This window comes from Haloarcula sp. MBLA0163 (genome assembly GCF_055632435.1).
This window is the reverse complement of sequence record NZ_CM145745.1, coordinates 2,659,331-2,671,405: the sequence shown is the minus strand read 5'-3', so window position 1 is coordinate 2,671,405 and position 12,075 is coordinate 2,659,331. Positions and strand designations below refer to the sequence as shown.

11 protein-coding genes are annotated in these 12,075 nt (G+C 68.0%); 9 read left to right on the top strand and 2 right to left on the bottom strand.

Annotated features, from left to right (window positions below; genetic code table 11):
• The first annotated feature begins 1 nt into the window (after nt 1).
• The 4 genes from rpoB to ACV7GQ_RS14210 are packed head-to-tail and all read left to right on the top strand — an operon-like array spanning nt 2 to nt 6,342.
• Nucleotides 2-1,828 (top strand): DNA-directed RNA polymerase subunit B, encoded by a 1,827-nt coding sequence (gene rpoB, locus ACV7GQ_RS14225; protein WP_470310885.1) that lies wholly within the window; start codon nt 2-4, stop codon nt 1,826-1,828.
• 1 nt (nt 1,829) lies between these two features.
• On the top strand, nt 1,830-4,739 hold the full coding sequence (locus ACV7GQ_RS14220) for a DNA-directed RNA polymerase subunit A' (protein ID WP_470310884.1): 2,910 nt from the start codon (nt 1,830-1,832) through the stop codon (nt 4,737-4,739).
• Nucleotides 4,740-4,741: 2 nt separating this feature from the next.
• Nucleotides 4,742-5,917, top strand: a complete 1,176-nt coding sequence (rpoA2, locus tag ACV7GQ_RS14215) for a DNA-directed RNA polymerase subunit A'' (protein WP_470310883.1) — start codon at nt 4,742-4,744, stop codon at nt 5,915-5,917.
• Complete coding sequence (locus ACV7GQ_RS14210) at nt 5,917-6,342, top strand: NusA-like transcription termination signal-binding factor (protein WP_470310882.1); 426 nt, start codon at nt 5,917-5,919, stop codon at nt 6,340-6,342. Before rpoA2 ends, ACV7GQ_RS14210 begins: the two co-directional genes overlap by 1 nt.
• 12 nt (nt 6,343-6,354) lie before the next feature.
• On the opposite strand, the gene ACV7GQ_RS14205 is transcribed toward ACV7GQ_RS14210, so the two are convergent.
• Entirely contained in the window at nt 6,355-7,740 is a 1,386-nt protein-coding gene (locus tag ACV7GQ_RS14205) for a HAMP domain-containing protein (protein ID WP_470310881.1), read from the bottom strand.
• Between the two features lie 218 nt (nt 7,741-7,958).
• Here ACV7GQ_RS14205 and ACV7GQ_RS14200 point away from each other — a divergent pair, with 218 nt between their 5' ends.
• From ACV7GQ_RS14200 to ACV7GQ_RS14180, 5 genes are all read left to right on the top strand, one after another.
• Complete coding sequence (locus ACV7GQ_RS14200) at nt 7,959-8,387, top strand: 30S ribosomal protein S12 (protein WP_470310880.1); 429 nt, start codon at nt 7,959-7,961, stop codon at nt 8,385-8,387.
• Between the two features lie 2 nt (nt 8,388-8,389).
• Nucleotides 8,390-9,007, top strand: a complete 618-nt coding sequence (locus ACV7GQ_RS14195; RefSeq protein WP_188999249.1) for a 30S ribosomal protein S7 — start codon at nt 8,390-8,392, stop codon at nt 9,005-9,007.
• 124 nt (nt 9,008-9,131) lie between these two features.
• Nucleotides 9,132-9,716 carry a biotin transporter BioY gene (locus tag ACV7GQ_RS14190; protein ID WP_470310879.1) on the top strand — a complete coding sequence of 195 codons (585 nt, stop codon included), beginning with the start codon at nt 9,132-9,134 and terminating at the stop codon, nt 9,714-9,716.
• Nucleotides 9,713-10,417, top strand: a complete 705-nt coding sequence (locus ACV7GQ_RS14185) for an energy-coupling factor ABC transporter ATP-binding protein (protein WP_470310878.1) — start codon at nt 9,713-9,715, stop codon at nt 10,415-10,417. The genes ACV7GQ_RS14190 and ACV7GQ_RS14185 overlap by 4 nt, the downstream gene beginning before the upstream one ends.
• Nucleotides 10,411-11,124: an energy-coupling factor transporter transmembrane component T family protein gene (locus ACV7GQ_RS14180; protein WP_470310877.1), complete on the top strand. Its 714-nt coding sequence runs from the start codon at nt 10,411-10,413 to the stop codon at nt 11,122-11,124. The genes ACV7GQ_RS14185 and ACV7GQ_RS14180 overlap by 7 nt, the downstream gene beginning before the upstream one ends.
• On the opposite strand, the gene ACV7GQ_RS14175 is transcribed toward ACV7GQ_RS14180, so the two are convergent.
• Nucleotides 11,121-11,918 (bottom strand): DUF5781 family protein, encoded by a 798-nt coding sequence (locus ACV7GQ_RS14175; protein WP_470310876.1) that lies wholly within the window; start codon nt 11,916-11,918, stop codon nt 11,121-11,123. The genes ACV7GQ_RS14180 and ACV7GQ_RS14175 overlap by 4 nt on opposite strands.
• Between the last annotated feature and the right edge of the window lie 157 nt (nt 11,919-12,075).

Below are 12,075 nucleotides of genomic sequence, written 5' to 3'. Positions count from 1 at the left end.
CATGAGTCAGGGACGAGAAGCCAAGGTATACGTCAACGGTAGTCTGGTCGGGACACACCCCGACCCCGAACAGCTCGCAGACCAGGTCCGACAGGCGCGACGACGGGGGGACGTCTCCCAGATGGTCAACGTCTCGGTCAAGGACCGCACCGACGAGGTCATCATCAACGCCGACGCGGGCCGGGCCCGCCGACCGCTGCTCGTCGTCGAGGACGGCGAGCCGCTGATGTCCGACGAGGAGGTCGAGCAGGTCAAGAACGGCGACCTCGAGTTCGAGGACCTCGTCGAGCGCGGCATGGTCGAGTTCATCGACGCCGAAGAGGAGGAGGACATCCTCGTCGGCGTCGACGAGGACGAACTCACCGAGAACCACACGCACCTCGAGGTCGACCCGCAACTGATGTTCGGCATCGGTGCGGGGATGATTCCGTACCCCGAACACAACGCCAGCCCGCGGATTACGATGGGGTCGGGGATGATCAAGCAGTCGCTGGGACTGCCGAGCGCGAACTACCGCATCCGCCCGGACACCCGTCAGCACCTGCTGCACTACCCGCAGCTCTCGATGGTCAAGACCCAGACCACCGAGCAGATCGGCTACGACGACCGGCCGGCGGCACAGAACTTCGTCGTCGCCGTCATGAGCTACGAGGGGTTCAACATCGAGGACGCCCTCGTGATGAACAAGGGGTCGGTCGACCGCGCGCTCGCTCGGTCGCACTTCTTCCGGACCTACGAGGGCGAGGAACGGCGCTACCCCGGCGGACAGGAGGACCGCTTCGAGATGCCCGACGACGAGGTCCGGGGCGCTCGCGGCGAGGAGGCGTACACCCACCTCGACGACGACGGCCTCGTCAACCCCGAGACGGACGTCGGCGAGAACGCCGTCCTCCTCGGGAAGACCAGCCCGCCACGGTTCCTCGAGGAGCCGGACGACATGGGCGGCCTCTCCCCGCAGAAGCGCCGGGAGACCAGCGTCACCATGCGCTCGGGTGAGTCCGGCGTCGTCGACACCGTCACGCTCATGGAGGGCGAGGACGGCTCGAAGCTCTCGAAGGTCTCGGTGCGCGACGAGCGCATCCCCGAACTCGGGGACAAGTTCGCCAGCCGGCACGGCCAGAAGGGCGTCGTCGGCCACATCGCACCGCAGGAGGACATGCCGTTCACCGAGGAGGGCGTCGTGCCGGACCTCATCATCAACCCGCACGCGCTCCCCTCGCGCATGACCGTCGGCCACATCCTCGAGATGATAGGCGGCAAGGTCGGCGCGCTCGAAGGCCGCCGCGTCGACGGCACCGCCTTCACCGGCGAGGACGAGGAGGAACTCCGCGGGTCGCTCGAGGCCCACGGCTTCGACTCCAGCGGGAAGGAGACGATGTACTCCGGGGTCACCGGCGAGAAGATCGAGGCCGACATCTTCGTCGGGGACATCTTCTACCAGAAGCTCTACCACATGGTCTCGAACAAGCTGCACGCCCGTTCGCGCGGGCCGGTGCAGGTGCTCACCCGCCAGCCCACAGAGGGGCGCGCCCGCGAGGGTGGCCTCCGCGTGGGCGAGATGGAACGGGACGTGCTCATCGGGCACGGCGCGGCGATGGCGCTCAAGGAGCGTCTGCTCGACGAGTCCGACCGCGAGTGGATCAACGTCTGTGGCGAGTGTGGCATGACCGCCGTCGAGAACGTCGAACAGCGCCGCATCTACTGCCCGAACTGCGAGGAGGAGACGGACATCCACGAGGTGGAGATGTCCTACGCGTTCAAGCTCCTCTTAGACGAGATGAAGGCGCTCGGCATCGCTCCGCGAATCGAACTGGAGGACGCAGTCTAGCATGAGTTCCCAACAGACACCACAGGAGATCGGTCAGCTCAGTTTCGGGCTGATGGACCCCGAGGAGTACCGCGAGATGTCGGCCACGAAGGTCATCACGGCCGACACCTACGACGACGACGGCTTCCCCATCGATATGGGGCTGATGGACCCCCGCCTCGGGGTCATCGACCCCGGACTGGAGTGCAAGACCTGTGGGAAACACAGCGGGTCCTGTAACGGCCACTTCGGCCACATCGAACTCGCCGCCCCGGTCATCCACGTCGGGTTCGCGAAGCTCATCCGCCGTCTGCTCCGCGGCACGTGCCGCGAGTGTTCGCGGCTCTGTCTCGATGAGAGCGAGCGCGAGGAGTTCACCGAGCAACTCCAGCGCTCGCGCGACCTCGGCCGCGACCTGAACGACGTGACGAAGGCCGCCATCCGACAGGCCCGGAAGAAGGACCGCTGTCCGTACTGCGGCGAGAAGCAGTACGACATCAAACACGAGAAGCCGACGACCTACTACGAGGTCCAGCAGGTGCTCTCGGCGGACTACCCCGACCGCATCGCCGAGGCGATGGAGGAGTCCGACGAACGCATCTCCCCGTCGGACCTCGCCGAGGAGACGGGCATCGACAGCGGCCGCGTGCAGGAGATCCTCAGCGGCGAGTTCCGCCCCCGACAGGACGACCGCCGCGCACTGGAGAAGGCGCTCTCGGTCGACCTGACCGAGGAGGACATGAACAAGCTGATGCCCAGCGACATCCGGGACTGGTTCGAGGACATCCCGGACGAGGACATCGAGGTGCTCGGCATGAACCCCGAGCGGTCCCGGCCCGAGTGGATGATTCTGACGGTGCTCCCGGTGCCGCCGGTCACCGCCCGCCCCTCCATCACGCTGGACAACGGCCAGCGCTCCGAGGACGACCTGACCCACAAGCTGGTCGACATCATCCGCATCAACCAGCGGTTCATGGAGAACCGCGAGGCCGGTGCGCCACAGCTCATCATCGAGGACCTCTGGGAACTGCTGCAGTACCACGTCACCACGTTCATGGACAACGAGATCTCGGGCACGCCGCCGGCGCGACACCGCTCCGGCCGGCCCCTGAAGACCCTCTCCCAGCGGCTGAAGGGCAAGGAGGGTCGCTTCCGTGGCTCGCTGTCCGGGAAGCGCGTCAACTTCTCGGCGCGTACCGTCATCTCGCCGGACCCGACCCTCTCGCTGAACGAGGTCGGCGTCCCCGAACGCGTCGCCCGCGAGATGACCCAGACGATGAACGTCAACGAGCGGAACCTCGACAACGCCCGCCGCTACGTCGCCAACGGCCCCGAGGGGCACCCCGGCGCCAACTACGTCCGACGACCGGACGGCCGCCGGCTCAAGGTGACCGAGAAGAACTGCGAGGAACTGGCCGAGAAGGTCGAAGCCGGCTGGGAAGTGTCCCGCCACCTCGTGGACGGCGACATCATCATCTTCAACCGGCAGCCGTCGCTCCACCGGATGTCCATCATGGCCCACGAGGTCGTGGTGATGCCGTACAAGACGTTCCGGCTGAACACCGTCGTCTGCCCGCCGTACAACGCCGACTTCGACGGCGACGAGATGAACATGCACGCGCTGCAGAACGAGGAGGCCCGGGCCGAGGCCCGCGTCCTCATGCGCGTGCAGGAGCAGATGCTCTCGCCGCGCTTCGGCGAGAACATCATCGGCGCCATCCAGGACCACATCAGCGGGACGTACCTGCTGACACACACCGACCCACAGTTCAACGAGACGCAGGCGCTCGACCTGCTTCGGGCGACCCGCATCGACGAACTGCCCGAGGCCGACGGCGTCGACGACACCGGCGAGGAGTACTGGACCGGCCGCACGCTGTTCTCGGAACTCCTACCGGACGACCTCAATCTGGAGTTCACGTCCTCTGCGGGCGACACCGTCACCATCGAGGACGGGGAGATGACCTCCGGGACTATCGACGAGGACGCCGTCGGCGCGTTCGGGGGCGAAGTCGTCGACACCATCGCCAAGGACTACTCGAAGACGCGCGCCCGCATCCTCGTCAACGAGGTGTCCGCGCTGGCGATGCGTTCCATCATGCACTTCGGGTTCTCCATCGGCATCGACGACGAGTCCATCCCGCGGCCGGCCGAGGAGCAGATCAACGACGCCATCGACAACGCCTACGACCGCGTCGAGGAACTCATCGAGACCTACGAGGCCGGCGACCTCGAGTCCCTGCCCGGCCGCACGGTCGACGAGACGCTCGAGATGAAGATCATGCAGACGCTGGGCAAGGCGCGTGACTCCGCCGGTGACATCGCCGAGGACCACTTCGACGACGACAACCCGGCCGTCGTGATGGCCGAGTCCGGCGCGCGTGGGTCGATGCTGAACCTGACCCAGATGGCCGGCTGTGTCGGCCAGCAGGCAGTTCGGGGCGAGCGAATCAACCGCGGCTACGAGAACCGCACCCTCTCGCACTTCGAGGAGGGCGACCTCTCCGCGGACGCCCACGGCTTCGTCGAGGCCTCCTACCGCTCGGGGCTCTCCCCGAAGGAGTTCTTCTTCCACGCCATGGGTGGCCGCGAGGGGCTGGTCGACACGGCAGTCCGGACCTCGAAGTCCGGGTACCTCCAGCGCCGTCTCATCAACGCGCTCTCCGAACTGGAGACGCAGTACGACGGCACCGTCCGGGACACCTCGGACACCATCGTCCAGTTCGAGTTCGGCGAGGACGGCACGTCGCCGGTCGACGTCTCCTCCAACCAGGACGAGGCCGCCGTCGACGTCGAGCAGATAGCCGACAGCGTCCTCAACGAGGAGTTCGAGAGCGAGAAGCAGAAGGAGAGCTTCCTCGGGCAGCGCACCGAGCGGACCAACCTCTCGGAACACGCCGACGACTGGTGGATGGCCGAGGGTGATGACTGACCATGGTATCCGAAGACATCGAGGCCGTCGTCGAGGACACTGAACTCCCGCGACGGCTGAAAGACGAGGTGTACAGCACGATAGAGGCCAAGGGCGTCGGCGTCGAGGACGCCGACCGCATCGCGAAGGCCGTCGAGTCCCGCTACATGGACACGCGGGTCGACCCGCTCGACCCCGTGGGGACCGTCTCGGCCCAGTCCATCGGGGAACCGGGGACGCAGATGACGATGAACACGTTCCACTACGCGGGCGTCGCCGAAATCGACGTCACGCAGGGGCTCCCGCGCCTCATCGAACTGGTGGACGCCCGGAAGACGCCGGACACGCCCATGATGACCGTCCATCTGGACGAGGAGTACGCCGACGACCGCGAGCGCGCACACGAGGTCGTCTGGAAGATCGAGGCCACGCGCATCCTCGCGCTGGGTGACATCTCGACGAACGTCGCTGACATGCTCGTCCAGATCGACCTGAACGAGGACACCCTCCTGGAGCGGTGGCCCACCGTGAACGACACGGAGGCCATCGCCGAGGAGATCGCCGAGACCATCGAGTCCAACCTCGGCGTCCAGACCCGGCAGGCCGGCACCGTCATCGAGTTCGGCCCCGAGGAGCCGAGCTACCGGGACCTGCTCCAGCTCGTCGAGGAACTGCGCGACATCGTCTTCAAGGGCATCGAAGAGATCTCCCGGGTCGTCATCCGCAAGGAGGAGACCGACAACGGCGAGGAGTTCGTCCTCTACACCGAGGGCTCTGACTTCGGCGAGGTGCTGGGCATCGAGGGCGTCGACGCCTCCCGCACCACGTGTAACAACATCCACGAGATATACCGGAGCCTCGGCGTCGAGGCGGCCCGCGAGACGCTCATCAACGAGACGATGAACACCCTCGAAGAGCAGGGGCTGGACGACGTGAACGTCCGCCACCTGATGCTGGTCGCGGACATCATGACCAACGAGGGGACCATCGAGTCCATCGGCCGCCACGGCATCTCGGGGTCGAAAGACTCCGTGCTCGCCCGCGCGGCGTTCGAGGTCACGGTCAACCACCTGCTCGACGCCGCCATCCACGGCGAGGTCGACGAACTCGACGGCGTCACCGAGAACGTCATCGTCGGCAAGCCCATCAAACTGGGTACCGGCGACGTCGACCTCCGCATGGGCGCGAGTCAGGACTGATGCGGGTCGAGATCTCGGACGAAGCGCGGCGACTGGTCGCCCTCTTCGAGGACGAGGCCGACGTCACCGTCCGGGATTGCGTCGTCGACGAGGACCACGACCAGATCGTCTACCTCGTCAAACACGGGGAGATAGCCGACGCCATCGGCCCCGGCGGCCAGACCGTCGAGGCCGTCGAAGAGCAGCTCGGCCGGGACGTGAAACTCGTGGAGGACGCCGAGACGGCCGAGAACTTCGTCGCGAACGCCCTGGCGCCGGCGGCGGTGTACAACGTCACGGTCTCGGAGAACGACGACACCGTGGCCTACGTCGAGGTCGCCCAGGAGGACCGCGGTGCGGCTATCGGCCGCGAGGGGCGCAACATCGACGCCGCTCGCCAGCTCGCGAAGCGACACTTCGAGATCGACGGTATCGAACTGACCTGACGACGCCCGTTCTCAGTCGTCGCCCTGGCCGTCGGCAGCGACGTCCGGGTCGAACACGTCGGTGTCGCCGGCGTACTCCTGCCCGGACTCGACGTCGAACTGTCGGAGGAGGTCCCGGAGGTCGGTGGCCTGTGCCGACAGCGACTCGATGCTCGTGGTCACCTCGTTGATGGTCGCGGTCTGTTCTTCGGCCGCGGCGGCGACGCGCTCGGCCTGACCGGCGGTCGTCTCGCTGATGGAGCCGACCTCGTCGAGGCGCCCGGGGACGTCCGCCTCGAGCACCGGGTCGTCGAAATCCTGGCTGGAGAGCGCGTCGGCCTGGTCGGCGACGGTGCGGAGGTACGACTGGATGTCGGTGAACGCCCGTTCGACCTGCCCGATCTCGTCGAGGCGGTCGGTGGTCCCGTCGCTCCCGTCGATCTGCCCGGCGGCCAACGCCTCGGCGTGGTCGGCGACGCCGGTCAGCGAGCGGCGGATGTCCCGGCCGACGAACGCGCCGACGGCGACGAAGCCCAGCAGGGCGAGGCCGACGAGCGCGAACAGGTCCCGCTGGACGCGGTTCCGCAGGGCGTAGGCGTTCGCCGTCGGCGCGCTCTTGACGACGACCCAGCTGCTCCCCTCGACGGGCGCGTAGCTCAGCACCTGCTCGCCGTCCTGTATGACCCCGCTGGTCCCGTTGGCGGCCGACGAGACGGCCCGCGACTCCGCCGCCCCGTCGTAGGCGCTGAATATTGCCGACTCGTTGCCCGCGAAGACGACCTCGTTGCCAGTGCTGGTCGTCTCCACGACCCGCGTCGCCCCGCCCTCGATGGAGTTGCTGAACGTCTCCGAGTGCTGGCTGACGTTGTAGAACGTGACGGTCAGGTAGTTGGTTTCGGGGACGCTGCTGGTGAACGCGAGGTAGAAGTGGCCGCCCTGCGCGAACACGCGCGACTGTGCGACGTCGTTGGGCCCGTCGAGAACGAGCGACCCGCGCTGCCAGGCGACCCCGAAGCTACGCAGCGAGCGGCCGCGGTACCCCTCGACCGTACTCCGCTCTATCGTGTTGGTCGACCTGTTCACGAGGTTGATGGCGTGGACCGACCCGCCCAGCCGCTCCTGTTCGTGCTCGAACGTCCCCTGTGCCCGCGTCGCCGTCGCGTCGCTCACGTAGTAGTGATTCGACAGCAGCCGGGTCGTCTGCGTCCGTTGTTCGAGCCATCCCTCCATGCCGTCCGCCTCCTGCTGGGTCGTCGTCCGCAGCTCGTTGGTCCGCTGGTCGGTCAACTCGCTCGCTATCGCGCTCTGTGCGACCAGTCCGGCCGCCGTCACGACGAGTGCGATGACGGCGACGGCGAGAGCGAACTTCCGCAGGTAGCTCGCGCGGACGAAGTCCGGAAGAAAAGTTTCTGTATTCATCGTGACTGTCGGCTCTTGTTCGGTGGTCGTTCGACGGTGTACCTAAGTTCTCCCGTCCAGTTATCAGGCGTGAGTATCAGGACAGAGAGCGTGGAATAAATGCGCCGTCGGGTCCCCGGTACCGACCGGCGTCGTGTGTGCGAACGCCACACACCGGCCGTATCGGCTGGCGACGAAAGAAGAGTCTTAAGTACCTCCGCTGGATAACGACGCGTACTATGGCAAACGGCAAATACGCCGCGCGCAAACTCAAGAAGGACCGCCAGAAGCAGCGGTGGTCCGACTCCGACTACGCGCGCCGCGAACGCGGTCTCGGCAAGAAGTCCGACCCGCTCGAGGGCGCGCCGCAGGGTCGAGGCATCGTACTGGAGAAGGTGGGCATCGAGGCGAAGCAGCCCAACTCCGCGATTCGGAAGTGCGTCCGCGTCCAGCTCATCAAGAACGGGAAGCAGGTCACCGCGTTCTGTCCCGGTGACGGCGCTATCTCCTTCATCGACGAGCACGACGAGGTCACCATCGCCGGTATCGGTGGGGCGAAGGGTCGTGCGATGGGCGACCTCTCCGGTGTCAACTACAAGGTCGAGAAGGTCAACGGCGTCTCCATGATCGAACTCGTCCGTGGCAACGCCGAGAAACCGGTCCGATAACCATGAGCGAGGAAGAACAACCCGAACCCGACGCACCCGCCGGCACAGACGAGGAAGAGACGGCCCGCGCCGAACTGTTCGGTACGTGGTCGGTGACCGACATCGAGTACACCGACCCCTCGACCGAGCGCTACATCACCGTGACGCCCATCGCCCACACGATGGGTCGCCACGCGGACAAGCAGTTCAAGAAGTCCGAGATAAGCGTCGTCGAGCGCCTCATCAACCGCCTGATGCAGACTGACGAGAACACGGGCAAGAAGCAGCTGGCCACCTCCATCGTGCAGGACGCCTTCGACATCGTCCACGAGCGCACCGAGGAGAACCCGGTGCAGGTGCTCGTCCGCGCCGTCGAGAACAGCGCCCCCCGAGAGGAGACCGTCCGCCTGAAGTACGGTGGCATCTCCGTCCCGAAGGCCGTCGACGTCGCGCCCCAGCGCCGCGTCGACCAGGCCCTGAAGTACCTCGCAGAGGGCGTCTACGGCAGCACGTACAAGACGACCACCAGTGCCGCCGAAGCACTCGCCCAGCAGCTCATCGGCGCCGCCAACGACGACGTCCAGACGTACGCCGTCAACCAGAAAGAGGAGAAAGAGCGCGTCGCGGCCGCCGCTCGCTGATCTGCGGACCTGTCTTTTCGATTCTCTCGCAGCTTCCAGCGGCCGCATCGTTCCTCGTCCGCGGCGTCGGCGCGCGGTCCCGTGAACCGTCGGTTATATTCTGGTTGACGTGGGAGGCTAGCGTATGTCTCAAGAGTACGCCTCGGTCGACCTCGTCGGTGACGAGACGGTCAAGCACTTCACGCAGGCGGTGCTCGTCGCGGCGCTGACGGCGGCGCTCTCACAGGTGTCGATACCGCTGCCCGGAACGCTCCCGCCGTTCTCGCTCCAGCCGTTCGGAATGTTCTTCGCGGGCCTCCTCCTCGGCCCGCTCTGGGGCGGGCTCGCGCTGGCGCTGTACCTCCTCGTCGGTATCGCCGGCGTCCCGGTGTTCTCGAACGGCAACGCCGGCCTGGGCTACGTCCTCGTCGGGCAGGGGACCGGCGGGTTCCTCGTCGGGTTCCTCGTCGGGAGCGTCGTCGCCGGGGCCGTCGTCCACCGCGGCGTCGAACCCCGTGCCCTCGCCGAGGTGTCGGTGCCGGTCCAGGTCGCGGGGCTGGTCGCGGCGCTCGCCGTCGTGTACGCCATCGGCGTCCCGTGGCTGTCGGCGGTCACGGGGCTCCCGCTCCCCAAAGCAGCGGCCGTGATGGCCCCGTTCGTCCCGCTGGACCTCCTGAAGCTCGGCATCGCCGTCGCCATCGTCGAGGGTGGCTACCTCGCCCGGCGATGATAGCGGTCCGGGACCTCACTTTCCGGTACGGCGACCGCGTGGTACTGGACGACGTGTCGCTCTCGATTTCAGCGGGCGAGTGCTGCCTGCTCGTTGGCCCCAACGGGAGCGGGAAGACGACGCTCGTCCGGCACCTGAACGCGCTGGTGACCCCCGACAGCGGGACGGTCGAGGTCGACGGGACCGACGTGGGCGAGGCGCCGGTGGTCGCGCGGACGACCGTCGGCATGGTGTTCCAGCACCCCCGCGACCAGTTCGTCGCGGCCACCGTCGGCGCCGACGTGGCGTTCGGTCCGGAGAACCTCGGCCTCGACAGGGCCGAGATAGACCGCCGGGTCGACGCGGCGCTGTCGGCAGTGGGGCTGGACGGCCGGGCCGAGGAGCGACTCGACGAGCTCTCCGGCGGCGAGCAGGCACGCGCGGCCATCGCGGGCGCACTCGCGATGGAACCCGACTACCTCGTGCTCGACGAACCGCTCGCGGGCCTGGACTGGCCCGCCCGGGAACGGGTCCTCTCGCACCTCGACTCGCTGCATGCCGACGGGACCGCCCTCCTCGTCGTCACCCACGACCTGCGTGACCTCCACGAGCGGGCCGACCGCGTCGTCGGGCTCGACGAGGGACGGGTCGTCCTCGACGACGACCCGGAGACGGCGCTCGACGACCTCCCGGCCCTCGGCGTGCGTGACCCGCGATGCTGAGCTACCGGCCCGACGAGACGTTCGCCCACCGGCTCGACCCCCGCTCGAAACTGCTGGTCCAGTTCGGCCTCGCCGTCGCCGTCGTCGCCCACCCGACGGTACCGTGGCTCGTCGGTGCGACGGGCTTCGGCCTGCTGGCGGTGGCGGCGGCGCGGCTCTCGCCGCTGGCCGTCGTCCGTTCTTACCGGGTCGTACTCGCGGTGCTGGCACTCGCACCGCTGCTGGCCGGCGTCGCTCTCGGCCCGCCGTGGTTCCGGGTCGACCCCGCACTGCGGTCGGCCCGTCTCGTCGCTCGGGTCGTCCCGGTCCTGCTCGTGAGCGCCGCCTACCTGCGGAGCACGCCGGTCCGGGAGACGCGCGCGGCCGTCCAGCGCCTCGTCCCGGGGAAGGCCGGACAGTTGCTCGGCGTCGGGACGGCGCTGGTCGTCCGGCTGTTCCCCGTCGTCCTAGGCGACGTGCGCGAGGTCCGCGACGCGATTCGGGCTCGCGGCGGCGAGCGTCGACCGCCGTGGGAGCGGGCGCGACTGCTCGTGGTCCGGTCGCTGGAGCGGACGCTCGCACGGTCGGACCGACTCGGCGTCGCGCTCCGGGCGCGCTGTTTCGCGTGGAACCCGACGCTCCCGCCCCTCGCGTTCACTCGGGCCGACTACCCGGTGCTGGCGGTGGGGCTGGCGCTGTCGCTGTCGCCGGCACTGGCACTCCTCTAGTCCGCGGCGCGCCCGCCCTCGCCGCTGGCGTACGCCCTGGTCACGTCGACCAGCGCCTTGCGGAACTCCGACTCGTCGGGGTCCGGCGCGAGCGACTCGAAGTGGCGCTTGAACTCCGCGAGGTCGACGTCGGCGGCGTCCTCCGCGGCCGCGTGTGCGAGGTCGTACAGCCTGTGGCCCTCGGCCACGAGGTCGTGGCGCTCGCACAGCGCCAGCGCGAACGCGGCGTTGACCGCCGTGATGTCCGGGTCCGCGGCCGGCGTCCGTCGGGTCGCGGCGCCGGTCTGTCGCTGGCCCTGGGACGGCACGGCGGCGCTCCCCCACGCGCGCATCTCGGCCGGGCGGTCGGCGACGGCGGCCGCCAGACTCGCCTCGAGGAAGCCGACGAGTTTGTCGCCCGGCGCCATCGCCATCCAGACGTCGTCGGCGTAGACGTCCTTCATGTGGTTCGCGATTTGGTAGCAGTGCGTCAGCTTCCGGCGCTCGACCGAGCGGCCCGCCAGCGCGAGGTAGATGGCCTCCTCGGTCGACTGGGTGTGCGAGGGGTGGCCACGCTCGTAGTGGTGCATGTGTGCGAACTCGTGGAGGGCGAGTTCGCGGGCCATCGCGCTCGTCGCGGCCTTCCGCGAGATGGTCAGCTGGTGGCTGTCGTCGTCGTGGCTCACCCGGGTCCGCTCGTCCGGGTCCGCCTCCACCCGAACTGTCACCGGTCGGTCGAGGTCGTACTCGGTCGAGAAGAGGTCCCGCGCGCTGAGAAACGGTTCGGCCGGCCCACTCCGTACGTGGACGTCCATGTGTGTGGTTCACACGCCGTGCGGACGTATGGCTCTTGCGGGCGATTCGCCCCGTCGGCGCCCGGCCGGCGTCGCGACCGGTGGGTCGACGGGACTGCCGTCTCCCGAGTGGGACGTTCGCGTGCGAATAGCACGCTCACACGGAAACACTATCCTT